This is a genomic window from Pseudomonas sp. 300 (assembly GCF_055803035.1).
On record NZ_JAVLRV010000001.1, the window covers coordinates 668,423 to 692,930 of the forward strand.

Annotated in this window: 19 protein-coding genes; 5 read left to right on the plus strand and 14 right to left on the minus strand. The window is 60.5% G+C overall.

Features of this window, described 5'->3' with window-relative positions:
• The first annotated feature begins 58 nt into the window (after nucleotides 1-58).
• From cobG to Q7W83_RS03060, 5 genes are all read left to right on the plus strand, one after another.
• Nucleotides 59-1,366 (plus strand): precorrin-3B synthase, encoded by a 1,308-nt coding sequence (gene cobG, locus Q7W83_RS03040; protein ID WP_150639622.1) that lies wholly within the window; start codon nucleotides 59-61, stop codon nucleotides 1,364-1,366.
• The gene (locus tag Q7W83_RS03045) at nucleotides 1,359-1,985 is read left to right on the plus strand and encodes a precorrin-8X methylmutase (RefSeq protein ID WP_017336331.1); all 627 of its coding nucleotides are present in this window, start codon (nucleotides 1,359-1,361) and stop codon (nucleotides 1,983-1,985) included. The genes cobG and Q7W83_RS03045 overlap by 8 nt, the downstream gene beginning before the upstream one ends.
• Nucleotides 1,985-2,716, plus strand: a complete 732-nt coding sequence (locus Q7W83_RS03050) for a precorrin-2 C(20)-methyltransferase (protein WP_017336332.1) — start codon at nucleotides 1,985-1,987, stop codon at nucleotides 2,714-2,716. The genes Q7W83_RS03045 and Q7W83_RS03050 overlap by 1 nt, the downstream gene beginning before the upstream one ends.
• Nucleotides 2,716-4,419: a precorrin-3B C(17)-methyltransferase gene (gene cobJ, locus Q7W83_RS03055; protein WP_473655652.1), complete on the plus strand. Its 1,704-nt coding sequence runs from the start codon at nucleotides 2,716-2,718 to the stop codon at nucleotides 4,417-4,419. Before Q7W83_RS03050 ends, cobJ begins: the two co-directional genes overlap by 1 nt.
• 416 nt (nucleotides 4,420-4,835) lie before the next feature.
• Nucleotides 4,836-5,630 (plus strand): hypothetical protein, encoded by a 795-nt coding sequence (locus Q7W83_RS03060; RefSeq protein ID WP_150639620.1) that lies wholly within the window; start codon nucleotides 4,836-4,838, stop codon nucleotides 5,628-5,630.
• A 51-nt stretch (nucleotides 5,631-5,681) separates the two neighbouring features.
• On the opposite strand, the gene Q7W83_RS03065 is transcribed toward Q7W83_RS03060, so the two are convergent.
• The 14 genes from Q7W83_RS03065 to gcbA form a co-directional block, all read right to left on the minus strand.
• Nucleotides 5,682-6,278 carry a MarC family protein gene (locus Q7W83_RS03065; RefSeq protein WP_007937197.1) on the minus strand — a complete coding sequence of 199 codons (597 nt, stop codon included), beginning with the start codon at nucleotides 6,276-6,278 and terminating at the stop codon, nucleotides 5,682-5,684.
• Between the two features lie 64 nt (nucleotides 6,279-6,342).
• On the minus strand, nucleotides 6,343-9,120 hold the full coding sequence (locus tag Q7W83_RS03070) for a hybrid sensor histidine kinase/response regulator (protein WP_150633370.1): 2,778 nt from the start codon (nucleotides 9,118-9,120) through the stop codon (nucleotides 6,343-6,345).
• 99 nt (nucleotides 9,121-9,219) lie between these two features.
• On the minus strand, nucleotides 9,220-10,515 hold the full coding sequence (gene purD, locus Q7W83_RS03075; RefSeq protein ID WP_150633369.1) for a phosphoribosylamine--glycine ligase: 1,296 nt from the start codon (nucleotides 10,513-10,515) through the stop codon (nucleotides 9,220-9,222).
• Nucleotides 10,516-10,669: 154 nt separating this feature from the next.
• Nucleotides 10,670-12,277, minus strand: coding sequence for a bifunctional phosphoribosylaminoimidazolecarboxamide formyltransferase/IMP cyclohydrolase (gene purH / locus Q7W83_RS03080; protein ID WP_150633368.1), 1,608 nt, complete (start codon nucleotides 12,275-12,277; stop codon nucleotides 10,670-10,672).
• Between the two features lie 81 nt (nucleotides 12,278-12,358).
• Nucleotides 12,359-12,679, minus strand: a complete 321-nt coding sequence (fis, locus tag Q7W83_RS03085; protein WP_007907419.1) for a DNA-binding transcriptional regulator Fis — start codon at nucleotides 12,677-12,679, stop codon at nucleotides 12,359-12,361.
• Nucleotides 12,676-13,686 (minus strand): tRNA dihydrouridine synthase DusB, encoded by a 1,011-nt coding sequence (dusB, locus tag Q7W83_RS03090; RefSeq protein WP_150633367.1) that lies wholly within the window; start codon nucleotides 13,684-13,686, stop codon nucleotides 12,676-12,678. Before dusB ends, fis begins: the two co-directional genes overlap by 4 nt.
• Before the next feature lie 185 nt (nucleotides 13,687-13,871).
• Nucleotides 13,872-15,131, minus strand: coding sequence for a DUF3426 domain-containing protein (locus Q7W83_RS03095; RefSeq protein ID WP_150654560.1), 1,260 nt, complete (start codon nucleotides 15,129-15,131; stop codon nucleotides 13,872-13,874).
• Nucleotides 15,132-15,161: 30 nt separating this feature from the next.
• Nucleotides 15,162-16,040: a 50S ribosomal protein L11 methyltransferase gene (prmA, locus tag Q7W83_RS03100; RefSeq protein WP_473655653.1), complete on the minus strand. Its 879-nt coding sequence runs from the start codon at nucleotides 16,038-16,040 to the stop codon at nucleotides 15,162-15,164.
• A 271-nt stretch (nucleotides 16,041-16,311) separates the two neighbouring features.
• Nucleotides 16,312-17,670: an acetyl-CoA carboxylase biotin carboxylase subunit gene (accC, locus tag Q7W83_RS03105; RefSeq protein WP_008153754.1), complete on the minus strand. Its 1,359-nt coding sequence runs from the start codon at nucleotides 17,668-17,670 to the stop codon at nucleotides 16,312-16,314.
• 17 nt (nucleotides 17,671-17,687) lie between these two features.
• The gene (accB, locus tag Q7W83_RS03110) at nucleotides 17,688-18,149 is read right to left on the minus strand and encodes an acetyl-CoA carboxylase biotin carboxyl carrier protein (protein WP_121733746.1); all 462 of its coding nucleotides are present in this window, start codon (nucleotides 18,147-18,149) and stop codon (nucleotides 17,688-17,690) included.
• A gap of 24 nt (nucleotides 18,150-18,173) precedes the next feature.
• Nucleotides 18,174-18,629: a type II 3-dehydroquinate dehydratase gene (gene aroQ, locus Q7W83_RS03115; protein WP_007947649.1), complete on the minus strand. Its 456-nt coding sequence runs from the start codon at nucleotides 18,627-18,629 to the stop codon at nucleotides 18,174-18,176.
• Nucleotides 18,630-18,760: 131 nt separating this feature from the next.
• Nucleotides 18,761-20,500, minus strand: coding sequence for a protein-disulfide reductase DsbD (locus Q7W83_RS03120; protein WP_458377964.1), 1,740 nt, complete (start codon nucleotides 20,498-20,500; stop codon nucleotides 18,761-18,763).
• A gap of 169 nt (nucleotides 20,501-20,669) precedes the next feature.
• On the minus strand, nucleotides 20,670-22,616 hold the full coding sequence (locus tag Q7W83_RS03125) for a methyl-accepting chemotaxis protein (RefSeq protein ID WP_473655654.1): 1,947 nt from the start codon (nucleotides 22,614-22,616) through the stop codon (nucleotides 20,670-20,672).
• Between the two features lie 52 nt (nucleotides 22,617-22,668).
• Entirely contained in the window at nucleotides 22,669-24,339 is a 1,671-nt protein-coding gene (gene gcbA, locus Q7W83_RS03130; protein WP_150633362.1) for a diguanylate cyclase GcbA, read from the minus strand.
• Nucleotides 24,340-24,508: the final 169 nt, after the last annotated feature.

Consider the following 24,508-nt stretch of genomic DNA (forward strand, 5'->3'; position numbering starts at 1 on the left):
GCCTCCGACGGGGGGCGCTCCCACTACAGATCCGGTCATCCCTTTGAACGAACTCCCTATGTCCCGCGCTTTACGCCCCTCGGCCTGTCCGGGGCTGCTGCGTATCGTCCAGGCCAGAGATGGCGGTATCTGCCGGATAAAACTCGCCGGCGGCACCCTCAGTTCCGAGCAGGCCAACGCCATTGCCGAGGGCGCGCAGCGTTATGCCGGCTCGGTGATCGAGGCCACTAACCGGGCCAACCTGCAGATTCGTGGCATCAAACATGAGCAGGCCGCGTTGATCGAAAGTCTGCTCGCCGCGGGCCTTGGCCCTTCGCATGCGGCGGGCGACGATGTGCGTAATCTGATGGTGAGCCCGAGCGCAGGCATCGACCGGCAGATGCTGTTCGACACGCGAGAATTGGCCGGACAGATTCTCGCCACCCTGCAAGGGCAAGAGCGCTTTCACACTCTCAGCGCCAAATTCGCCGTGCAACTGGATGGCGGCGAACGTCTGGCGATGCTCGAACACCCCCATGATCTGTGGTTGTCCGCAGTCGAGCGAGAGGGCGAGCGCTGGCTGGCATTCGGTCTGGCGGGATGTCCCATCGATCAACCGGCCGGTCGTGTCCCACTGGAAGACGGCCACGCGCTGGTGGTCGCCGTGCTTGAGCTTTTCCTGGAGCTGGCGGGGCCTGAACACACGCGAATGCGTCATTTGCTGGTCGACGTCCCTCCTGCCGAATTTTTCGTTCGCCTCGCTGAGCGGCTACCTTTCGAACCCGTTAGCGCCTGGCAACGTTCAGTCAATGACGAGGTTCTACACATTGGCGCCCATCCGCAGGCGCAAGCCGGGTATGTCTATGTCGGCGCCGTACCGCCGCTGGGACGTCTCGATAGCGCCATGCTTCGGGGCGCCGCTCGTCTGGCGCAGGAATACGGCGATGCAACGCTGCGGTTCACGCCATGGCAAAGCCTGTTGTTGCCGAACATCCGCCGCGACAACGCCGATGAAGTCATCCGTCGCCTGCACGAGTTGGGCCTGATAGGCGACGCCGATCAGCCCTTGTCGCGATTGATCGCCTGCACCGGTTCCACTGGTTGCGGCAAAGGCCTGGCCGACACCAAGGGCGACGCCCTGCAACTGGCCGCGCTACTGCAGCGTCATGGCCGGGTGCTGAATGTGCATCTGAGCGGTTGCCCGCGTTCCTGTGCCGCTGCGCATGTCACACCGGTCACTTTATTGGCCGTCACCCCCGGTCATTACGACCTTTATTTTCGCGAAGCAGGGCAGCCGGGTTTCGGCGCCCTGCACGCACGCAACCTTACTATTGAAGCGGTCGCAGCCTTGCTCGACGACCGCTCACGGAGCCCCCTTGATGCTTGATTACATCCGCGACGGTCAGGAGATCTATCGCAACTCCTTCGCGATCATTCGTGCCGAAGCCAACCTCGAGCGAATCCCGGCCGATCTGGAAAAACTCGCGGTGCGGGTAATACACGCCTGCGGCATGGTCGATGCGATTGATGGCCTGCAGTTTTCCGACGGCGCGGGTAAAGCCGGGCGCGATGCGTTGGCCGCCGGTGCGCCGATCCTGTGTGATGCGCGGATGGTGTCCGAAGGCGTGACCCGCACACGCTTGCCGGCAAACAACGAAGTGATCTGCACCCTGCGCGATGAAAGCGTTCCGGAGCTGGCCCGTGAATTGGGCAACACCCGGTCCGCCGCCGCGCTGGAACTGTGGCGCCCGCACCTGGAGGGCAGCGTAGTGGTGATCGGCAACGCGCCGACCGCACTGTTCTATTTATTGGAAATGCTCGACGCCGGCGCGCCGAAACCGGCGCTGATTCTCGGCTTCCCGGTGGGCTTTGTCGGCGCCGCCGAATCCAAGGCAGCGCTCGCGGCTGACAGCCGTGGCGTGCCGTTTGTCATCATGCAAGGCCGGCTGGGCGGTAGCGCCATGGCCGCCGCCGCCGTCAATGCCCTCGCCACGGAGATCGAATGATGCAGCAACCTGGACGTTTGATCGGCCTCGGCGTCGGACCTGGTGATCCGGAGCTGATTACCGTCAAGGCCCTGCGCCTGCTGCGCGAATCGCCGGTGGTGGCGTACTTCGTCGCCAAGGGCAAAAAGGGCAACGCCTTCGGCATCATCGAAGCGCATTTGCAGGACGCACAAACCCTGCTGCCGCTGGTGTATCCGGTGACCACCGAAGCCTTGCCGGCACCGCTGTCCTATGAACAAGTGATCAGCGATTTCTACGATGCGGCCGGCGAAGAACTAGCAGCTCATCTTGATGCCGGACGTGACGTTGCAGTGATCTGCGAAGGTGATCCGTTCTTCTACGGCTCCTACATGTACCTGCACGATCGCCTGGCGGAACGTTATGAGGCCGAAGTCGTGCCGGGTGTCTGTTCGATGCTCGGCGGTGCTTCGGTACTTGGCGCGCCGTTGGTTTATCGCAATCAGAGCTTGTCGGTGTTGTCCGGCGTATTGCCTCATGACGATCTCAAGCGCCGGTTAGCCGATGCCGACGCGGCGGTGATCATGAAGCTGGGGCGTAACTTCCCCAAAGTCCGTCAGGTGCTGGAAGAACTCGGGTTGGCCGAACGTGCGCTGTACGTCGAACGCGCGACCATGGCCAATCAGAAGATCGTGCCGCTGGATCAGGTCGAGCCGATGTCCTCGCCGTACTTCTCGCTGATCATCGTTCCGGGTGAAAGGTGGCAAGGCTGATGACTCGTCCAGTTCCGGCGATTGTCATTCTTGGCAATGGCAGCCTCGCGACCGCGCGCACAATTCAGCAGGTGTACCCGGGCGCCTTGATCCACGGTCTGGCCGAACGGGTCGAGGGCGCGGACCATGTCTATCACGAGTTCGGCGCCACCTTGCGCGAGCTCTATCAACAGAACACACCGATCATTGCCCTGTGCGCCGCTGGCATCGTGATTCGCACCCTGGCGCCGTTGCTCCTGGAAAAAGGCGCCGAGCCGCCGGTGCTGGCCGTTGCTGAAGACGGCAGCGCGGTGGTGCCGCTGCTGGGTGGCCTGGGCGGCGTGAACGTCATGGCGCGAGAAATGGCGGCTGCGCTGGACGTGGCGGCGGCGATCACCACCAGCGGTGAATTGCGCTTCGGCACCTGCCTTCTCAACCCACCCAGCGGTTATGCCCTGGGCGATCTGGAACTGGGCAAGCGCTTCGTTTCCGATTTGCTGGCCGGTGAAACGGTGCGAATCGAAGGCTCGGCCCCTTGGTTGGCGCAGGCGCAGTTGCCCGAAGACCCACAGGCGCGGCTGGCCGTTCACGTCGGTCATGCCGAGCGTACGCCAGCGGCCAACGAGCTGTTGATCTATCCGCGAAACGTATTGGTGGCCGTCAGCAACGGCGTGGCCGATCTGCCAAGTGCGGTTCGCAAGGCGTTGCATCAGGCAAAAATCGCCGTGCAATCGGTGGCTTGTCTGCTGGCCGCCGATAGCGAGATGTCAAGTGCGGCGCTGCGTGAAGCGGCGCTTGAGCTGGGTGTGCCGCTGCGGTTTGGCAACGATGTCGGCGCAGTCAGTGAGCTGGCGCGCAACGCCCTCGGTCAGTCTGTGAAGATCTCCAGCGATGACAGCCTTGCAATCGCGGTGGCCGAACAACCTCTGGACCCATTGTCGATCGGCCGTCCTCGCGGTCGCCTGGCGGTGATCGGTCTTGGTCCTGGTGCTGCCGAACTGATGGTGCCGGCGGTCAAGGCCGAACTGGCGCGCGCCAACGATGTGCTCGGTTACGAAACCTATGTGCGCATGGCCGGCCCGTTCCGTGCTGATCAAATCATGCATTGCACCGACAACCGCGACGAGATGCAGCGCGCGCGTCACGCGTTCGAACTGGCGGCGCAAGGGCGTTCGGTGGTGGTGGTTTCTTCCGGTGATCCGGGAGTGTTCGCCATGGCGGCTGCGGTGCTGGAAGCACTTCACGAGTCCAGCGATGCTGCGTGGCACAACGTCGATCTGGAGATTCTGCCGGGGGTTTCTGCGTCTCTGGCGACCGCTGCTCAGGCGGGTGCGCCGCTGGGGCATGACTTCTGTGTGCTGTCGCTGTCGGACAACCTCAAGCCTTGGGAGATCATTGAGAAGCGTCTGGACCTTGCATCACAGGCTGACCTCGCCCTGGCGTTCTACAACCCGATTTCACGGTCCCGGCCGTGGCAATTGGGCCGGGCACTGGAGATCGTCGCGCGATATCGCACACCGCAGACGCCGGTGGTTTTGGGTCGAGATATCGGTCGCCCAGGACAAACGCTGCGAGTGACGACACTCGGCCAGTTGACTCCGGATCAGGTGGATATGCGCACCATGGTCCTGGTGGGTTCGTCTACGACCTGCGTGTTTTCGCGTGTGGGTGGCGGTGACTGGGTGTATACGCCGCGTTGGTACGCAGAGAAGCCTGCCACCTGACGCGTTGCGCTTCGCTCAAAAAAGCCACGGCCGAGTTGTTACTCGATTTGCCGTGGCTTTTTCTTTGCCGTGCCGTAAAAAACATTCGCTAGAGGATGTAGGTTAATTCCTGCATGAGCGGGGAGAATTTACTTTCGAGCGCTCTTGGTGAGTCGGACTGTTTACCTGTTCGTGTAAGTTAAATTTTGATTTTTATTTTATTCGTGCAGGAGTGTGCGGGTCTGTTGGGTTTTTCTGTTTTCTTTAAGTGTTATTGTTTTGTTGTAATTGATAGTGGGTTGTTACATATAAATTATTATCTGGGTTTTGTTGCCTTTTATAAGATCTGGCACTGTTGAATGTATTCGGTGAGTACGATAGTTTTTTGACAGGGCCAGTTCGGCTTTTCTATATATTTGAATTTAAGGTTTAACGAAATGAATAAAATGAATGAAGCAGAGGCCAGTCTTTATTTTGATCAATGTCTTGAGCAGTGTCGGGCCAAGCTTAAATATACCGGCCCGAAGATCCAGGCGCGCTCTGCAGTAAAGTTGCCGTTTGATCGGGATGAAATGAATGCCGCGATCATGGGCAGCGGTGTGGTTGGCTTCCTGGACGGGATGTCGAGGCGTAACAAACGCATCGTAAAAAATACGTACGCGTATGCCGATATCGCTTCAAAAGTGCTGTTTCCTGCTAAAGACGAGAAACTTGCCCGATACGAGTGTTTCAAAAAGCTGATGTTTGCCACGGGCTGGACCGAATATCACAGTGCCTTTACCCAATACAAGTCCACCTCCGCCAAGTTGACGCTGGATAATGTAGCGCTGGATATTGTTCATTCTGTGGCCGGTGGCCTGGCGGGTACTGCCGCGAATGCGTTGAAAGCTGTCGCCGACAAGACCATGGATGCGCTAAAAAAACAACCTGAGGCGGTCAAGCTTTTTGAGCGTCATGCTACTGAGGCCAGTGGTGGCAACTTTGGCGTGTCCGTTTGCAAGCAAGACGAAGAAGCTGAAGTAACAATGGCCGTGGCGACGGTCCGTTACGACTCATTGGACAATAATGCAAAAGTTCTTTTTGTGGAGTGGGATAGTTCTGAGCTTCCGATCTTTCAAGGTAAGGCGCACTTTACCATTCACGAGGAAGACTTGAGGAAAGAGGCTGAGTGCATCAAGTACCTTGATGAACTCAGAGAGGCCGTTTTCATGGAGTTTGCGCCGGTGAAATGACGCCCGGCCGCCAGAGGCAATCAGCCTCTGGCTTTCTGTTGCGGGTTGGCACTAAGGCACCAGGTACCCTTTGACGCCAGTGAAGATGATTTGTGCTGCCAGTGCACACACAAACAACCCCATCAACCGGCTGACAATCTGCAAGCCCTGGTCGCCGAGGATTCTCTCGATGCGGTTCGACAGGTAAAGCACCACACCGACGGTGAAGCTGGCCAGGGCAATGCTGAGGATGGCGGTGAGTTTGTCATCCCAGTGGGGCTGGCTCACGCCCATCACCAGCAAGGCGCCGATGGTGCCGGGGCCGACGGTCAGCGGAATGGTCAGCGGGACGATGGTGACGTCCTGCTGCACGTTATCGGTCTGGACCGCCGATTTGCCCTGGGCCATGCCCAGCGCCGAGATGAACAGTACGCTGCCGGCACCGATGCGGAACGCGTCCACGGTGATGCCGAAAACACTGAAAATGACCCGTCCGAACAAGTACAGCAAGACACTGGAAACCAGGGTGGCCGTCGCCACTTTCCAGGCCAGTCGTCGTTGCTCCTTGCGCGAATAACCGCGGGTCAGGCTGATGAAGCAGGACAACACGAAGAACGGGCTATAGAGCACCAGCATCTTCAGGTAAACGCTGAACAACACGTGGAGCATGGTGCAGGCTCACTGGCGAGAGAAGTCGTGGGGGAGTCTATCAGGCGTTGCGGGGTCTGTCGGCTCAGGACGGTTGCGTTGCCGTCCGTTGTTGCTGATCGCGCTGGGCAACCCAATGTTCGATCAGCTCGCGCAACTGCGACAGTTCAACCGGTTTGGCCATGTGGCCGTCCATTCCGGCCTGACGTGCACGCTCTTTGTGCTCGGCGAGGATGTGTGCGGTCAACGCCACCACCGGGGTGCGAACCCGTTGGTTGCTGACTTCCCAGGCACGTAATTGCTGGGTGGCCGAGAAACCGTCCAGGATCGGCATTTCGCAATCCATCAACACCAGGTCGTAACGTTGGGCTTTCATGGCCTGCAGGGCTTCTTCGCCATTGCTGGCGGTGTCCGGTTGCAGGTTGAGTTTGCCCAGCATGCCGCGTATCACCTTGGTCGAGATACTGTTGTCTTCGGCCACCAGGATGCGGAAGTCGTTGGGAACCTTGATCGGCAGGGTCGTGCCGGTGGGTGGGAACTGCGAGACCGCGAGGCCCTTGTTGCGCTGATTCAGCTCATCCGCCAATGTGGTCTTCAGGGTGTAGCCGGCTACCGGTTTGGCGAGGATGCGTTTGATGCCGGAGTTGCGCGCGATGATCTTGCTCGGCGCATTGCTGATGCCCGTGAGCATGATCAGCAGGATGTCGTGGTTCAGGCTCGGGTCTTCCTTGATCTTGGCCGCCAGTTGCATGCCGGTCATGCCGGGCATGTTCTGGTCCAGCAGGACCACGTCGAAGTAGTCGCGCAGGTGAGCCTTGGTACGCAGCAGCGCCAAGGCTTCCTTGCCGGACGGGACCGCGCTGACATTCAGGCCCCAGGCGCTGCACTGTTGCACCAGTACCTTGCGGCAGGTGTCGTTGTCGTCCACCACCAACACCCTTGCGCCTTGCAGCGGGCCATCGAGGTCGGAGGTCGGGTGTTCAAGGCGGTCGGGGTCCAGCGGCAAGGTCAGCCATAAGGTGCTGCCCTGGTTGGTGCCACTCTTGATGCCGAACTCCCCTTGCATCAGACGAATCAACTGACGGGCAATCACCAGTCCCAGGTTGCCGCCCAGGCGGGTGGCCGAGAGGAAGTTCTTGCTGTGCAGTTCGGCGTGCATCAGCGCGTCACGTTCTTCGGCGTCCATCGGCTCGCCGCTGTCCTGTACGGCAATGCGTAAACGCGGTTTGGCCGTGCGCTCGTCGAGGGCGACAACGATCAGGATCTCGCCTTCGTCGGTTTTCTTCAGGGCGTTTTCCAACAGGCTCAGCAGGGTCTGACGCAGGCGCGTCGGGTCACCGCTGATGACCCGCGGCACTTGCGGCTGGATAAAGCTGATCAGCTCGACGTTCTGCTGTTCGGCCTTGGCGCGGAAGATGCTCAGGCAGTCTTCGATCAGCGCATTGAGATCGAACTGCACATCGTCCAGCTCGATCTGCCCGGACTCGAGCTTGGAGATGTCGAGAATCTCGTTGATCAGGGTCAGCAGTTCATTGCCGGCGCTGTGAATGGTTTGTACATAATCGCGTTGTTTGACCGAAAGTGGCGTGCCCAGCAACAGTTCGGTCATGCCCAGTACACCATTCATCGGGGTACGGATTTCATGACTGATCTTCGCCAGGAACTCGGCCTTGGCATTGATCTCGGCATTGCTGGCGGCCAGATCGCGGCTGACGCTGAACCGGTCTTCGGTGATGCTGCGTTGGCGTTCGCTCAGGGCAATGCTCATCAGCAGGCCGCTGATGCAAATGAACACCAGCAGGGCAACGATCAGGCCTTGCGGTTCTACCAGCGTGAGGCCGAGCAGCGCCGGCAGGATAATCAGCGTGCCGACGTTGAACACCACCATGGCGGCGACGAACAGCCGGGCCGGGCGATAGCCTTTTTGCCAATGCCAGGCGCTGACGAACAACATCGTCAGGCCTGCGAGGGCGACCAGTGCGTAGGTGATGATGTTCAGCGGCAACGTGTTGACGAACAGCAGCAGCAGGCCACAAGCCACAATGAACAGGATGTCGCCCAGCAGCAGCTTGTTCAGCGGGTGCGGGCCGAGCGGGGCGAAGAATCGGTAGGCGAACATCAGCCCGCACGGCGCGGTCAGCAACAGGGCAAGGTAAGCGCCGGGCGTTTGCAGCGCATGCCAGTCCGGCAACCATGGGCCCGCGAGGTTCAGCAGCAGCGCCAGGCTGATCATCAACAACGCTTCACAACCCGCCAGCCACAGGCTGCTGCGCGACCGGGTGTAGGCGTAACGGATCAGGTTGTGCAGGATCAGCATCCCGATGCAGCCGAACAGCAGACCGTAGATCAGCGTCTGGCTCTGATTGGCCGCGGTCATGATTGCCGATTGCAGGGTGATGTAAGGCCGCATCTGGTGTTCGGACACCAGGCGCAGGTAAACGTCGAGGGGTTTGTCGCTTTGCGGCAACGGCAACATGAAGTCGCTGTTGGGTAGCGGCCGTTCTGCCTGAGGCTGTTCGGTGCCGGTGTTCAATTGCTCGATCAGCTTGTCGCCGTCCAGCACATAAAGATTGAGGTGCGACAGGTCAGGAGCGAACACCCGCAGCAATTGCTCATGCTTGCCGGGCGCCAGCCTGAAGCGCAGCCATAACGCACCACCGGGTTCGGCTGCGGTGAGGCGTTCGAGTTCGATGGGGCTGAATTGATTGGTGAAACGAGCGGAACGGATGTCGCTGAGCTGCAGGTCGCCCTGTTCGTCGAGCAATAGCGCCCAGCCACTGCCTTGCGCGGCCTGGGCCGGGAGCATGCAGAGCAGCGTCAGCAGCGTGACTGTGAAACCTATGGCAATCCTGAGCCAGCGCACGGCGAAATCCCTTCGTAGGTTGATGCCAGAATATAACTATGCGCGGCGCTGGAATAGTCCGGCAAGGGCCTGAATCCCAAGCCCTGCCGAATGGATCGTTTATTCCTGACTTTCGCCACGCTCACGGGCAATGGCGCGGTAGCCAATGTCCTTGCGATAGAAGCAGCCTTCCCAGTCAATCTTCGCGGCCAGCTTGTAAGCCTGCTGCTGAGCAGCATCGACGCTGGCACCCATGGCGGTGGCGCAAAGCACCCGTCCACCGGCCGTCACCACTTGACCGTCCTTGAGCGCCGTACCGGCGTGGAAGACTTTGCCTTCCAGCGCGGCGGCTGCATCCAGACCGTTGATGGCGACGCCTTTAGCGTAGTCGCCAGGATAGCCGCCTGCCGCCAAAACAATACCGACGCTCGGACGTGGATCCCATTGGGCTTCGACCTTGTCCAGCGCTTGCGCCAGGGCCGCCTCGACCAGCAATACCAGGCTCGACTGCAAGCGCAGCATAACCGGTTGGGTCTCAGGGTCGCCGAAACGGCAGTTGAATTCGATGACTTTTGGGTTACCAGCCTTGTCGATCATCAGGCCGGCATACAGGAAACCCGTGTAAACATTGCCTTCCTCGGCCATGCCGCGCACGGTTGGCCAGATCACGAGGTCCATGACGCGCTTGTGCACTTCGCTGGTGACGACCGGGGCAGGGGAGTAAGCACCCATGCCGCCGGTGTTCGGCCCTGTGTCGCCGTCGCCGACACGTTTGTGGTCCTGGCTGGTGGCCATCGGCAGTACGTTCTTGCCGTCGACCATGACGATGAAGCTGGCTTCTTCGCCGTCGAGGAATTCTTCGATGACCACGCGCGAACCGGCGTCGCCAAACGCGTTACCCGCGAGCATGTCGCGTACGGCGTCTTCGGCTTCGGCCAACGTCATGGCAACGATCACGCCTTTACCGGCAGCCAGGCCATCGGCCTTGATCACGATCGGCGCGCCTTTTTCACGCAGATAAGCCAGCGCTGGCTCGATCTCGGTGAAGTTCTGGTAGTCGGCGGTCGGGATCTTGTGGCGTGCCAGGAAATCCTTGGTGAAGGCTTTCGAACCTTCCAGTTGAGCGGCGCCAGCGGTCGGACCGAAGCAGTCCAGGCCACGGGAGCGGAACAGATCGACGACGCCGGCAACCAGCGGCACTTCCGGGCCGACGATGGTCAGGGAGACGTTCTTCTCGGCGAAGTCGGCGAGTTGTTCCAGTGCGAGCACATCGATCGCGACGTTTTCGCACTTGGCTTCAATGGCCGTGCCGGCATTGCCCGGAGCCACGAAAACTGTCTGCACGCGCGGATCCTGAGCCACTTTCCAGGCCAGGGCGTGTTCACGGCCACCGCTGCCAATGATCAAAACATTCATTTCAAAAAACCTCGGATGACGCTAATTCTGTTGAGCGCCGCAGGGACGCTTTTCTGTGGGAACTGGCCTGCCGGCGATGCAAACAACTCGGTTTATCAGCTAAACGGAGGGGATGCTATCGCTGGCAGGCCAGCTCCCACAGTTGATCGTCGTATCAGTGACGGAAGTGGCGCATGCCAGTGAATACCATGGCGATGCCAGCTTCATCAGCGGCTGCAATCACTTCTGCATCACGCATCGAGCCGCCTGGCTGGATCACCGCAGTGATGCCGACCTTGGCCGCATTGTCCAGACCGTCGCGGAACGGGAAGAATGCATCGGAAGCCATGACCGAGCCGGCGACCTGCAAACCGGCGTGCTCTGCCTTGATCGCAGCAATGCGCGCGGAGTTCACACGGCTCATCTGGCCCGCGCCGACACCAATGGTCTGACGGTTCTTGGCGTAGACAATGGCGTTGGACTTGACGTACTTGGCGACTTTCCAGGCGAAGATCAGGTCGTGGATTTCCTGTTCGGTCGGAGCGCGCTTGGTCACGACTTTCAGGTCATCGGCACCGATCATGCCGATGTCGCGGCTCTGCACCAGCAGGCCACCGTTGACGCGTTTGTAGTCCCACGCAGCGGCGCGGTCAGCCGACCACTCGCCGCAGGCCAGCAGACGCACGTTGGCTTTTGCCGCGACGATGGCGCGGGCTTCTTCGCTGACGCTTGGGGCAATGATCACTTCGACGAACTGACGCTCGACGATGGCCTTGGCGGTCTCGGCATCCAGTTCGCGGTTGAAGGCGATGATGCCGCCGAAGGCGGATTCGGTGTCGGTGGCGTAGGCCAGTTCGTAAGCCTGACGAATGCCGCCTTCGGCGTCCGGGCTGACGGCAACGCCGCACGGGTTGGCGTGCTTGACGATCACGCAGGCCGGTTTGACGAAGCTCTTCACGCATTCCAGCGCGGCGTCGGTATCGGCCACGTTGTTGTACGACAGCTCTTTGCCTTGCAGTTGGGTCGCGGTGGCGATGCCGACTTCGGCAGGCTTGGCTTCAACGTAGAACGCCGCGCTCTGGTGCGGGTTCTCGCCGTAGCGCATTTCCTGAGCCTTGATGAACTGGCTGTTGAAGGTGCGCGGGAACTCGCTGCGACCTTCGGTGCTGAGGGTGTCAGCGGCCTGGTTCACGGTGCCCATGTAGTTGGCGATCATGCCGTCGTAGGCGGCGGTGTGTTCGAAGGCCTTGAGCATCAGGTCGAAACGCTGAGCGTAGGTCAGGCCGCCGGCCTTCAGGCTTTCCAGCACGTTGGCGTAGTCGCTGGCATTCACCACGATGGCCACGTCTTTATGGTTTTTTGCTGCGGAACGGACCATGGTCGGGCCGCCGATGTCGATGTTCTCGATGGCGGTCGGCAGGTCGCAGCCTGGCTTGTTGATGGTGGCTTCGAACGGGTACAGGTTGACCGCCACCAGATCGATCGGCTTGATGCCGTGCTCGTTCATGATCGCGTCGTCGATACCGCGACGACCGAGGATCCCGCCGTGGATTTTCGGGTGCAGGGTTTTCACCCGACCGTCCATCATTTCTGCGAAACCGGTGTAATCCGCGACTTCCACTGCGGCAACGCCGTTGTCACGCAGCAGCTTGAACGTTCCGCCGGTGGAGAGGATCTCGACGCCGAGGGCTTCAAGCTCTTTGGCGAATTCGAGGATCCCGGTCTTGTCGGAAACGCTGATCAAGGCGCGGCGGATCGGCAGGCGGGTAGTCTGGTCGGTCATTTCAATTTCCATCAAAAGCAAAGGAGTCAGCAAAAAAGGCGACCGTTTTTACGCGGGCGCCTTTCTGGTTTGATTGAATGCTTACAGCAAATCGTACTGCTTGAGTTTTTTGCGCAGGGTGCCTCGGTTCAGTCCGAGCAGCTCGCTGGCCTTGGTCTGGTTGCCCTTGACGTAGTTCATCACGCACTCGAGTAGAGGCGCCTCGACTTCGGAGAGCACCAGGTTGTACACATCCGTGACGGCAGCGCCCTCAAGGTGGGCGAAATAATTGTGCAGCGCCTTCTCGACACTCCCGCGAAGGGTCTGACCTTCTTCGCTCGGCGTGTTGAGGTGCTGTTTCAAATTCACGTTGTCGCTCACGGGTGTTGTTCCACTCACTAAAGTCTCGGTCATCATCGTCATGCGGCCACCTCTTCTCCGTCCCCTGTCAGGCTCTTGTAACGTTCGGCGAAGAAGCCCTGAACGTTGGCGCATTGTGCTTCCGTATCTTCCAAACGATTGAAGTGGGCGCGAAACTCCCTGGCGCCCGGCAAGGTTGCGAGATACCAGCCCACATGCTTCCGAGCGATCCGGACACCCATGACATCGCCATAGAAGACGTGCAGTGCGGCCAGATGCTCTAGCAGAATGCGTTCCACCTCGATCAATTCCAGCGCCGGAAGTTTTTCGCCGGTACGCAGAAAATGATCGATCTCACGAAAAATCCATGGCCGCCCCTGGGCGGCCCGTCCAACCAACAGTCCATCGGCACCGGTCGCATCGAGCACGTAACGGGCCTTCTCCGGCGAATCGATGTCGCCGTTGGCGAAGACCGGCATCGACACCGCCTGCTTGATCGCGGCGATGGTGTCGTACTCGGCTTCACCGGTGTACAGATCGGCACGGGTGCGGCCATGAACCGCCAACGCCGTAATGCCTGCCTGCTCGGCGATCTTCGCCACCGTCAGACCGTTTTTGTTGTCCCGGTCCCAGCCGGTACGGATCTTCAAGGTAACCGGCACATCAACTGCCGCCACCACGGCTTGCAGGATCTCGGTCACCAGTGCTTCATCTTTCAACAGTGCAGAACCGGCAGCCTTGTTGCAGACCTTCTTCGCCGGACAGCCCATGTTGATATCAATAATCTGTGCGCCCAGTTCGACGTTGGCCCGGGCCGCATCCGCCAGCATCTGTGCATCGCCACCGGCGATCTGCACCGAGCGTGGCTCGGGATCACCTTCGTGGATCATGCGCATGCGCGATTTGCGGGTGTTCCACAAGCTCATGTCGCTGGTGACCATTTCCGAGACTACAAGTCCTGCGCCCAGTCGCTTGCACAGCTGACGAAAAGGTTGGTCGGTGACACCCGCCATGGGGGCGAGAATCAAGCCGTTGTGCAATGTGTATGGACCGATGCGTACCGCCGACATAGGGCTTTCCAGTTGTGGGGCCGGATCATGAGAGTTCGAAAAAGGGTTGGCATGATACCCGCTCTCGATGACTGGATAAAGGCTGAATTGAACAAAATCTGAACAGTTATTCTGTTATCGCCAGCAGTTTGGTATGAGCGGTCTCTGTCAGAAATGTGCCGTCAAACCCGTAGCACTGAACCGTTTCACTCGGGTGAATGAAAGCTCAGGCTGTAGTTCACGGCTTTGGCGCCTGGGTCGAGGATATCCAGGGCGATGTGGATCGGTGTTTGTGGTGGCATTTCGGCCATGCCTTCAAGATCGCCGTTGAGGTACTCGCCGGGTTTGAATCGACGGCTGGCGATCAGGTGACCGTTGAGGTCGGCAAAACGCAGCTCCAGCAGCGGGAACGGCTGGGAGAACGGCGCGCGGTTGTAGATGATCGCGTCGACCACCAATGCGCCATTGAATTCCGGATGGCTGCGCACCACCAGGTTGCTGCTCTTGATTTTCGCGATGTCGACTTTCGACGGCACGGTGCAGCCGATTTGCGGGCAAAACTGCTGAAACCACGGACGGTACTGATCCTGGCGCGCCAGCTCATCAAAATGGTAGGCGATGTACTGGCCCGCGAGCGCACCAGCGCCGAGCAAGATCAGCAGCAACCAGAAAAACCGACGGCCCCAGGGGGAGCGGCGTTTTTGCCAATCGAGTTGCAGCGGGTCGTCGGTCAGGTCTTGCAGCACTTCGGCGCGCATCGCTGGTTCGCTGCGTTCGCGGCGTTTGCGCAGTGGCTCGATCGACGGCAGGTCGTCTTCGATGTCGTCGCTGGCGTCGGTCGCGGACAGGCGTTCGTGATGAAGCGGGGCGTCGAGCGGATCGTTCAGGCGCAGTTGCGGCGGCAGCGTCTCGTCGTCCAGTTCTACCGGCTCCAGGGACAGCGAGGGCTCGGTGCGCGCGGGTCTGCTCGGCTCGATCGCCGGCTCCGGCGTCAGGGTGACTTCGGTCGCTTCCGCCGCTTCTGCCGCTTCCGCGCGATCGGCGGCCGATTCGCTGAACAGGCTGTCGGACCATGGCGCTTCGTCGTGCTCGGCGCTGTCCCTGCGGGCGCTCAGGCTGTCTTCGCGGTGGCGACCGAACTCGGTGGTCGGCTGGATTTCCCGCTGTTCCAGGCGAGCGAGTTCTTCATCCAGGTCCAGGCTGTCCAGGTCCAGCTCAGCGGCAGTCCACTGCTTCTGGCTGATGGCCCTTGGTTCTGGCTCGGCTGGCTCGGCGGTCTCGACGATGGCCGGAGCCACCGGGAGGATCGCTTCCTTGCCCGCCTGCTCAAGCAGTTGCTTGGCGGCGTTGAACACCTGCAGGCACGAGCCGCAACGAACCACTCCACGGGCCACACTCAATTGAGCATGGCTGACGCGGAAGCTGGTTTGGCAATGCGGGCACTGGGTGACGAAGCTGTCGGTCATGCGGCGATCCGGATTATGCAGGCGTCCATTCTAGCGCCGACGGCCAGTGATGCGCACCCAGCCATCGCGATTGGCGATCGGGTCCAGATCGAAGTCCTGCGCGTAGGCGGCGGCCACTTCATCACCTTGTTCGGCGAGGATGCCCGACAGCGCCAGACGACCGCCCGGTTTGACCAGGCTGGACAGTTGGGGGGCCAGGGAGACCAGCGGGCCGGCGAGGATGTTGGCCACCAGCACATCGGCCTGAACCTGCGGCAGGTCTTCCGGCAGATACAGCGGGAAGAGCGCTTCGGCGATGTTGTTGCGACCGGCGTTATCGCGTGAGGCTTCCAGCGCCTGCACGTCGATGTCAGTGCCGACGGCTTCCTTGGCGCCCAGCAACAGGGCGGCAATCGCCAGGATCCCCGAACCGCAACCGAAATCCAGCACGTTGCAGTCTTTGAGGTCCTGACCGTCGAGCCATTCCAGGCACAGCGCGGTGGTCGGGTGCGTGCCGGTGCCGAATGCGAGGCCAGGGTCCAGCAGAATGTTCACGGCGTCGGGTTCGGGAGCCGCGTGCCAGCTCGGCACGATCCACAGGCGCTGGCCGAAGCGCATTGGCTGGAAATCGTCCATCCAGGTGCGTTCCCAATCCTGGTCTTCGATGACTTCGCTGTGATGCTCGGGCAGCGGGCTGCCGGTCAGCAACTCAAGGTGCGCCAGCACGGTGGAGGCTTCGGTGCCACCTTCGAACAGGGCCAGCAGATGAGTGTGCGACCACAGCGGGGTGGTGTTGAGTTCCGGCTCGAAGATCGGCTGATCTTCGGCGTCCATGAAAGTCACCGATACGGCGCCCACTTCAAGGAACGCGTCTTCGTAGGTTTCGGCTTGTTCTGGGCTGATGGCGAGACGGACTTGCAGCCAAGGCATGGCGGGCACCTTTGAAAAATATTGATTGCAGCCTAGCGGGCTGCGAGAAGCGCGCAAGTTTACGCGAGCGCGGAGGTTTTGTGGGAGTCCACTGTACCTGTGGGGGCGAGCTTGCTCGCGAAAGCGGACGGTCTGTCACATTGATGTTGGATGTGTCGACGCCTTCGCGGGCAAGCTCGCTGCCACAGGGACTGTGCAGGGGGGCAGGTTTGATGAGATGTCCAGAAACAACAAAGCCGCCCGAAGGCGGCTTTGTTGATCGGGCTAAAGCTTAATGCTTTTCGCCAGCCAGCTTGTGTTCCAGGTAGTGGATGTTGATCCCACCTTTGCAGAAGCCTTCGTCGCGGACCAGATCGCGGTGCAGCGGGATGTTGGTCTTGATCCCGTCGACAACGATTTCGTCCAGCGCATTGCGCATGCGCGCCAGTGCTTCGTCACGGGTTGCGCCGTAGGTGATCAGCTTGCCGATCAACGAATCGTAGTTCGGCGGAACGGCATAACCGCTGTACAGGTGCGAATCGACGCGAACGCCGTTGCCGCCTGGAGCGTGGAAATGCTTGACCGTGCCTGGGCTTGGCATGAAGGTTTTCGGGTCTTCGGCGTTGATCCGGCATTCCAGCGCGTGACCGCGGATGACGACGTCTTCCTGGGTGTACGACAGCTTGTTGCCAGCGGCGATGCTGAGCATCTCCTTGACGATGTCGATGCCGGTGACCATTTCCGAAACCGGGTGCTCAACCTGAACGCGGGTGTTCATTTCGATGAAATAGAACGCGCCGTTCTCGTACAGGAACTCGAAAGTGCCCGCGCCGCGGTAGTTGATGTCGATGCACGCTTTAACGCAGCGTGCGAGGACTTCAGCCCGTGCTTTCTCGTCGATGCCCGGTGCCGGCGCTTCTTCGAGAACCTTCTGGTGACGACGTTGCAGCGAGCAATCGCGGTCGCCCAGATGGATGGCGTGGCCCTGGCCGTCGGAAAGCACCTGAACTTCCACGTGGCGTGGGTTGGTCAGGAATTTTTCCAGGTAGACCATCGGGTTGCCGAACGCCGCGCCTGCTTCGGTGCGGGTCAGTTTGGCGAAGGAGATCAGGTCTTCTTCTTTATGCACAACGCGCATGCCGCGACCACCACCGCCGCCAGCGGCTTTGATGATCACCGGGTAACCGACTTCGCGACCGATGCGCAGAGCGGTTTCTTCGTCTTCCGGCAGCGGGCCGTCAGAACCCGGAACGGTTGGAACGCCGGCAGCGATCATCGCGTGCTTGGCCGAAACCTTGTCGCCCATCAGGCGAATGGTGTCGGCTTTCGGGCCAATGAAGGCGAAGCCGGAGTTCTCGACCTGTTCAGCGAAATCAGCGTTTTCCGCAAGGAAACCGTAGCCTGGGTGAATGGCGGTAGCGCCGGTCACTTCAGCCGCGGCAATGATTGCCGGGATGTGCAGGTAAGAATGGGCGGCCGAGGCCGGACCAATGCAGACGGATTCGTCTGCCAGGCCCAGGTGCATCAGCTCTTTGTCAGCCTTGGAGTAAACGGCGACGGTCTTGATGCCCATCTCTTTGCAGGCACGCAGAATCCGCAGTGCGATCTCACCGCGGTTGGCGATCAGAACTTTTTCCAACTTCGCAGTCATCAAAGTTTCTCCGCGGTTCAAACGATGGTGAACAGCGGTTGGTCGTACTCAACCGGCTGGCCGTCTTCGACGAGGATGGATTCGATCACACCGCTGGTTTCAGCTTCGATGTGGTTCATCATCTTCATGGCTTCGACGATGCACAGGGTGTCGCCTTTCTTCACGGTCTGGCCGACTTCAACGAAGGACGGCGAGCTTGGCGAAGATTTGCGATAGAAGGTGCCGACCATTGGCGAACGGGCAACGGTGCCGTTCAGGACTGGCGCGGCCGGAGCAGCAGGAGCGGCAGCTGCAACCGGGGCAGCAGCGGCAGGCGCTGGAGCCGGAGCGTGCATTGGCGCCGGAGCGTAGTACTGCTGAGCAGGAGTCTTGCTATGGCGGCTGATGCGAACGGACTCTTCGCCTTCCTTGATCTCGAGCTCGTCGATGCCGGACTCTTCCAGCAGTTCGATCAGTTTCTTAACTTTACGGATATCCATGAATCATCAACTCCCAAGGGTCGGTCAGGGGCGTATAGCTTGTTGTTCAAGCTGCTCTAGTGCAGCCTCCAGGGCCAGTCGATAACCGCTGGCGCCAAGGCCGCAGATCACTCCCACCGCTACGTCGGAGAAGTAAGAGTGATGGCGGAAAGGTTCGCGTTTGTGCACGTTAGACAAATGCACTTCGATGAATGGGATGCTCACCGCCAGCAGCGCGTCACGTAATGCGACACTTGTGTGCGTAAAAGCTGCTGGATTGATCAAAATGAAGTCCACACCTTCGCCGCGGGCAGCGTGGATGCGGTCGATCAATTCGTACTCGGCGTTGCTTTGCAGGTGCAGCAAATGATGGCCGGCTTCGCGGGCGCGGCGTTCCAGGTCCTGGTTGATCTGTGCCAGTGTCGTAGCGCCATAGGTGCCCGGTTCACGGGTGCCGAGCAAGTTCAGGTTGGGGCCGTGCAGAACCAATAGGGTCGCCATCTGCTGTTCCTTGTTATCCATGTGCATTTGTCAGAACCCGGCGACTATGCCGCAAAGCCTTTGTGACTGTCCAGTTCTATGCAATAGCCAGCACGATGGCCGATGTTTGCGCGAAATATGTGACCGGGTGATTAAATCCGGTCATTTGCTTTGGCGACACGTTCGGCGAAGTCCGTGGCGTTGATCTCGCCGATCACTCGCACCTCGGTGCGTTCGACACCGTCCTTGCCGAAAAACATCAGCGCCGGTGGGCCGAACAGTTTGTAGCGGTCGAGCAGCGCACGTTGCTCGGCGTTGCTCGCAGTGATGTCGAAACGGATCAGCCGATAGCCTTTGAGGCGTTCGACGACCTTCGCGTCGTTGAGCACTTCGTGTTCGATGACTTTGCAGCTGATGCACCAGTCGGCGTACCAGTCGAGCAGCAGTGGTGTGCCGGAGGATTTGGCCTCACTGAGCACGCGATCCAGTTCGGCCGGGGTGGTCAGGGTTTGCCAGTCGCTGCTGCCTTGCCGCTGCTCATTGCTGCTGACGAGGCGCGGCTGGCCGATTGGGTTGAGCGGATCGGTCTGGCCACTGAAGGCGCCGTACCAACAGGCCAGCGCATAAAACAGCAGGAACATCCCGAGCAACTGACCTACGCGTTTTCGCGGAGGTTTGTAGACGAACTCCAGCGCGCCCATGAACAAGCCGACGCCACCGGCGAGTAAACCGATCAGCAGCAAGGTGATCTGCCCCGGCAACACCCGACTGAGAAGACCAATCGCCAGACCCAGCAACAACACGCCAATCGCGTTTTTCACATAGACCAGCCACGGTCCGCTTTTCGGCAGCCAGGCGGCGCCGCCGGTGGCGACCAGCAACAGCGGGGCGCCCATGCCGAGGCCGAGCATGAACAGTTTCAAGCCGCCGCCCAACGCATCGCCACTGGCGCTGATGTACAGCAACGCGCCGGCCAGCGGTGCCGAGACGCAGGGCGACACCAGCAGGCTGGAAACCACGCCCAGCACCGCCGCCCCCCACAACGAGCCGCCTTCGGTGCGCCCGGCAATTCGGTCCAGTCGACTGCTGATCGCCTGCGGCAACTTGAGTTCGAAGACGCCGAACATCGCCAGGGCAAACACGGCAAAAAACATCGCGAACGGCACCAGCACCCACGCCGATTGCAGCCGCGCCTGAAGATTGAGCTGCGCGCCGAACATCCCCATCAGCGCACCGAGCAAAGCGAAGCAGGCGGCCATCGGCAGCACGTACGCGAGCGACAGATTGAAGCCGCGCAAGCCACCCACCTGACCGCGCAACACCACGCCGGACAGGATCGGCAGCATCGGCAGCACGCAAGGGGTGAAGGTCAGGCCAAGGCCCGCAAGAAAGAACAATGCCAGCGCTCGCCAGCTCCAACTCGTGGTGCCGCCGCCGCTGCCCTCGATCGTCAGGCGTTCAGTCTCGGGTGGATAGCACAGGCCTTTGTCGGCGCAACCTTGATAGGTCACAGCGAGCGTGAAGGCGCGTTGATCGCTGCGCGGCAGTTCTACATCGAGAATCCCGTGGTAAACCTCGACGTCGCCGAAGTACTCATCGTGCTTCTGCTCGCCCTTGGGCAGTTGCGCCGGGCCGACGACGACCTCGGCGGGATCGGCACGAAACTGAAAGCGATGGCGGTAGAGGTAGTAACCCTCGGTGGCGACGAAACGCAGCTTGATCGATTGTGGCGTGCTTTCTACCAGGCTCAGTTGAAAGGCTTCGCGCACTGGCAGGAAATCCGCGCTGTTGTTGATCGAGCCCAGGGTGGAACTGGGCCGACTCTCCAGCAAACCGGCGGCGGTGGCCGGCAGGGCGAGCACTAAAAGCAACAGGCAAAGCAAACGGCGCATGACGATCTCGCGTATCGGAGTTGGGGGCATGATAGCGGACAGTTGCGGGGTGTGCAGGCGGGGAGTTTTGTGGTGCTTGTTCTGGTGCCATCGCCGGCACGCCAGCGCCTACAGGTACGTTGGTGTCCTTGTAGGCGCTGGCTTGCCGGATCGCAGCGATGGCGGTCGATCAGACGCGGAAAGCCTGGACGGCTGTATGCAACCGCCCACCCAACACCAACAAATGCTCGCCTTGCTCGCGGCCTTCACCGATACGCAGCAAGTTATCCCCGCCCAATTGGTGGATCCGCTCACTGTGGTCGCGGATTTCGCTGACGGCGCCGCTCTGCTGAGCCGTGACATCGGCGATGCGCACGGCGGTGTCGGAAATGGTCTGAATTGCCCCGACGATTTTATCCAGCGCCCCGTCGGCCGCCTGGGCTTGATTGGCCGTGGCTTCAGCATGCTCGACCTGCGCGCGCATGCCCTCCACCGATTGTTGCGCCGCCGTTTGTAACCCGGCGATCAAGACCTGAATTTCGGACGTGGCGCCCGCGGTGCGTTGCGCCAGTGAGCGAACCTCTTCAGCCACGACGGCAAAACCGCGACCCATTTCCCCGGCACGGGCCGCTTCAATGGCGGCGTTGAGGGCCAGCAGGTTGGTCTGGTCGGCAATTGAGCGAATCACCGTCAGCACGCCGCCGATGGTGGCCGATTCCGAGGCCAGGTGTTCGATCATCTGAGCATTGCCTTGCACTTCATCGACCAATGCGTGCAGCCCGGTGAGGCTCAAACCGATGACTTTTTGTCCGTGTTCCACCGCCAATCCAGCATGACGGCTGGCGTCGGCAGCCTGACTGGCATCGCCGGCGACTTGTTGAATGGTCGCTTCCAGTTCGCCGAGGGAGTCGCGGATCAACGCCGTATCACCCGCCTGATGCTCGGCGCCGCTGTGCAAATCATTGCTCAACTCGGCCAGGGTGCGGCTGCTGGCGGCGACCTGCTCGGCGTTGAGGCGGATGGTCCCCACCAGATCGACGAGGTAGGCGCGCAGCCGATTGAGCGAGGCTTGGATGTCATGCAATTCGCGATTGGTCTTGCCCAATTCGATGTCGCGGCTGAAGTCGCCTTCGGCCCAGGTCGAGAGCGCTGGCGCAAGATTGGTCAGCGTCCGGGCCAGGCGCCGTTGCAGGGTGTCGATGAGCAAGGCGATCAGCAGAATCAGGCCGATCATCACCCCTTGCATCAGTCGTACTTCGCTCTGGATCTGCCCGTGCAGGGCACGGACCGCCGGTTCCAGCCCGGCGATGGACTGTTGCACGGCAGCGATCTTCTGGTGAGTCGCGGCACTGAGGTCGGCGCGTTTCTGGATCTGCTCGCGGGTGCGCGCTAGCTCGGCGGGATAGCGTGTCAGCAGGCTGTTGAGCTCGCGTTTGAGGCCGACGCCGGCATCTTCCGCAACGGTTTTTTCGGTGTTCTCCAGGCCCATCAGCGCCGCGAAATCATCCGTGTCCGATTCACTTTTACTGGCAACGCCGAGCAGCGGCAGGGCATTCAGGCGTTCTGCTTGAGCGCGGATACTGGTGACTTCGCGTTCAACATCTGCCGCCAGTTCGCTGCGGCCGCTGCTGACCAGTTTGTCCCGCGCCAGAGAGAGTTTGCCCAGGTGTTGAGAGGCCGCGAGCAGTGGCGTCAGATAGCTTGCATCAGCGCTGGCGTATTGACTCAGTTGGTCGAGGCTGGCGCCGAGTTCGCGTTCGGCTTGCAGCAGCAGCGCCTGAGGATCGCCCGCGAGTTTGCCGGCGGCCAGCAGGTCGGTTTTGCTGAATTCATCCAGGTTCGACAGGCTCGGTCGCAAGCTGTCGGCCAACGTCGGGGGTAACTCGGCGAGTTCCTTTTGCAAGCCGTCGATGGCCTGACTGGCGCTGCTCAGGCGCAGGGCATCGCCGCTGGCGAGGTAATCCTCGATATTACGCGCCACTTCATTCTGAAATTGTTGGGACAACCCGAGGTAGCGCTCCATCAACAAATAGGGGCGTTCCAGGGCTTTTTGCGACCACCACAGCGTAGCGCCGAGGGCCACGCACACGGCGACTAAAAGGAGGGTGTTGAGATTGGTCAGCAGCTTCAGGCGCATCGCGGGACTACCAACGGCGAAATGGTAAGTGCCTGAAGTTATTGCGTTTCTGTTACAGGGTTATGACTGAATGGGTCGATTCTGATGAAAAGGTGGCACTTTGCTTTGATGTCCGTGCGGCTTGTACGCGGTTGCGCCCGGCATGCTTGGCGCGGTACAGCGCCTCGTCCGCCTGGCTGGCCATCATCAGGCCGTCGGAGTCTTCGCACAGTTCGACCACCCCGGCGCTGAAGGTGCACCAGAGGTCCTGGGGCTGAGCGGGGTAGTGGATTTCGGCGAAGCGCTGACGGATTTCGTCGAGGACTTTGCAGGCTGCTTCGATATCGGTGTCCGGCATGACGATGGCGAATTCTTCACCACCGTAGCGGCCGATAAAATCGGTTTTGCGCAAACGCTGCTTGAGGAACAGCGCCAGGCTCTTGATCACACGGTCGCCCATGGGGTGGCCGTGGCTGTCGTTGACCCGTTTGAAGTGGTCGATGTCGAGCATCGCAAAGCTCAGCGGCTTGCTCTCGCGACGGGCGCGGAAGGTGCAGTCTTCAAGCAATTGCAGGATGTGCGTGTGGTTGTAGAGCCCGGTGAGGCTGTCGCGGACCATCCGTGCTTTCAGATTGCGCGCCCGCGCCGCGCGGTTGCGCACGGTGGTGATCAGGTGCCGGGGCTTGATCGGTTTGGTCAGGAAGTCGTCGCCGCCCTCGCTCATGGCGTCGAGTTGCTTGTCCAGATCATCTTCGGCCGACAGGTAAATGATCGGCACGCTGACATAGCGGTCGTTGTGGCGGATCACTTTCGCCAGTTCAGTGCCGGTGCAGGCCGGCATATACATGTCGAGAATGATCAGGTCGGGCTGGAAGTCCGCCAGTTCGGCCATGGCCTGGATCGGCTCGATCAAGGTCCGCGTAACGATCCCGGCGCTGTTGAGCAGGCGCTCGGTGTGCAGCGCCTGAGCGCGGGAGTCGTCGATGATCAGTACTTTATAAGGTTCGTACTGCGCGACGCAGGTCAGGACTTCGATCTTCTCCAGCAGGCTCGAGGCTTCAAGCGTGCCGGTGAGAAATTCCTGGCCGCCGGCGCGCACGGCGGCGAGGCGGGTCGGGGTGTCGGTTTCGAGCAGGCTGAAAAACAGCAACGGCAACGGCTCATCCAGACCGACCTGGGCTTCGGCGGCCAGTTTCAGGCCGATGCCGGGGCCGCTGAAGTCCACGTCCATGACGATCGCGGCGGGCAAACGCTCGACCATCGAGGAGCGAAACGCTGCCACGCTGTCGAGGGACTGGGCGCTGAGCCCGAAAAATTCCAGTTGTTTGGCCAGGCGCTCGGCACGGTCGTGATCCTGCAGCATCACGTAGATCGGTTTGCGCAGCGGTGGCAAAAAGGTTTGTTCGAGCTGATCGCCATGGCGCAGCCCGGTGCGCGACAGGCGCTGCATCAAGCGATTGAGGTCAGTGATCAGGCCGCTGCTGAGGCGTCCGCGATTGGCGTCGACAGCCTCCAGCGACTGGCCGATGTGGCGCGCCAGTTGCGAGTGTTCCGGTTGTTCGAAACGCTCGGCGAAACGCAGCAGGCGCAGGTTCGCTTCGCTCAACTCCGATAAGTCGGTGGTGGACCACTCACTGCGTTGCAGGCGCTGCCAGATCTCAAGAATTTGACGTGCCTGATGAATTACCCGCTGGGCAAAGTGGTGCTTGAGGCGCTCACGGCTGGGGTCTTCTGGCTCGGTCATATCCTGACTACTAGTTAGGGTTCATGCTGAGATCGACTGGTGGCTCTATGCTAGCACCTCTTTTCAGTCGCATGAGTGTCGTATGTCAATAATCTGCAAAGCGACATCATTCAGTTTCTGACTGGCAGGTCTGAAAATGCCTCCAGGTTATTTGGAAAGGCCCGTGGGT

Coding starts and splice junctions, on each gene's coding strand:
- Q7W83_RS03045 (WP_017336331.1), top strand. CDS start 1,359: ATGCTTGATTACATCCGCGACGGTCAGGAGATCTATCGCAACTCCTTC.
- Q7W83_RS03125 (WP_473655654.1), bottom strand. CDS start 22,616: ATGCGCCTGAAGCTGCTGACCAATCTCAACACCCTCCTTTTAGTCGCC.
- aroQ (WP_007947649.1), bottom strand. CDS start 18,629: ATGGCGACCCTATTGGTTCTGCACGGCCCCAACCTGAACTTGCTCGGC.
- cobJ (WP_473655652.1), top strand. CDS start 2,716: ATGACTCGTCCAGTTCCGGCGATTGTCATTCTTGGCAATGGCAGCCTC.
- Q7W83_RS03060 (WP_150639620.1), top strand. CDS start 4,836: ATGAATAAAATGAATGAAGCAGAGGCCAGTCTTTATTTTGATCAATGT.
- prmA (WP_473655653.1), bottom strand. CDS start 16,040: ATGCCTTGGCTGCAAGTCCGTCTCGCCATCAGCCCAGAACAAGCCGAA.
- purD (WP_150633369.1), bottom strand. CDS start 10,515: ATGAATGTTTTGATCATTGGCAGCGGTGGCCGTGAACACGCCCTGGCC.
- fis (WP_007907419.1), bottom strand. CDS start 12,679: ATGACGATGATGACCGAGACTTTAGTGAGTGGAACAACACCCGTGAGC.
- Q7W83_RS03065 (WP_007937197.1), bottom strand. CDS start 6,278: ATGCTCCACGTGTTGTTCAGCGTTTACCTGAAGATGCTGGTGCTCTAT.
- Q7W83_RS03120 (WP_458377964.1), bottom strand. CDS start 20,500: ATGCGCCGTTTGCTTTGCCTGTTGCTTTTAGTGCTCGCCCTGCCGGCC.
- Q7W83_RS03050 (WP_017336332.1), top strand. CDS start 1,985: ATGCAGCAACCTGGACGTTTGATCGGCCTCGGCGTCGGACCTGGTGAT.
- gcbA (WP_150633362.1), bottom strand. CDS start 24,339: ATGACCGAGCCAGAAGACCCCAGCCGTGAGCGCCTCAAGCACCACTTT.
- accC (WP_008153754.1), bottom strand. CDS start 17,670: ATGACTGCGAAGTTGGAAAAAGTTCTGATCGCCAACCGCGGTGAGATC.
- Q7W83_RS03095 (WP_150654560.1), bottom strand. CDS start 15,131: ATGACCGACAGCTTCGTCACCCAGTGCCCGCATTGCCAAACCAGCTTC.
- dusB (WP_150633367.1), bottom strand. CDS start 13,686: ATGTCGGCGGTACGCATCGGTCCATACACATTGCACAACGGCTTGATT.
- cobG (WP_150639622.1), top strand. CDS start 59: ATGTCCCGCGCTTTACGCCCCTCGGCCTGTCCGGGGCTGCTGCGTATC.
- purH (WP_150633368.1), bottom strand. CDS start 12,277: ATGACCGACCAGACTACCCGCCTGCCGATCCGCCGCGCCTTGATCAGC.
- accB (WP_121733746.1), bottom strand. CDS start 18,149: ATGGATATCCGTAAAGTTAAGAAACTGATCGAACTGCTGGAAGAGTCC.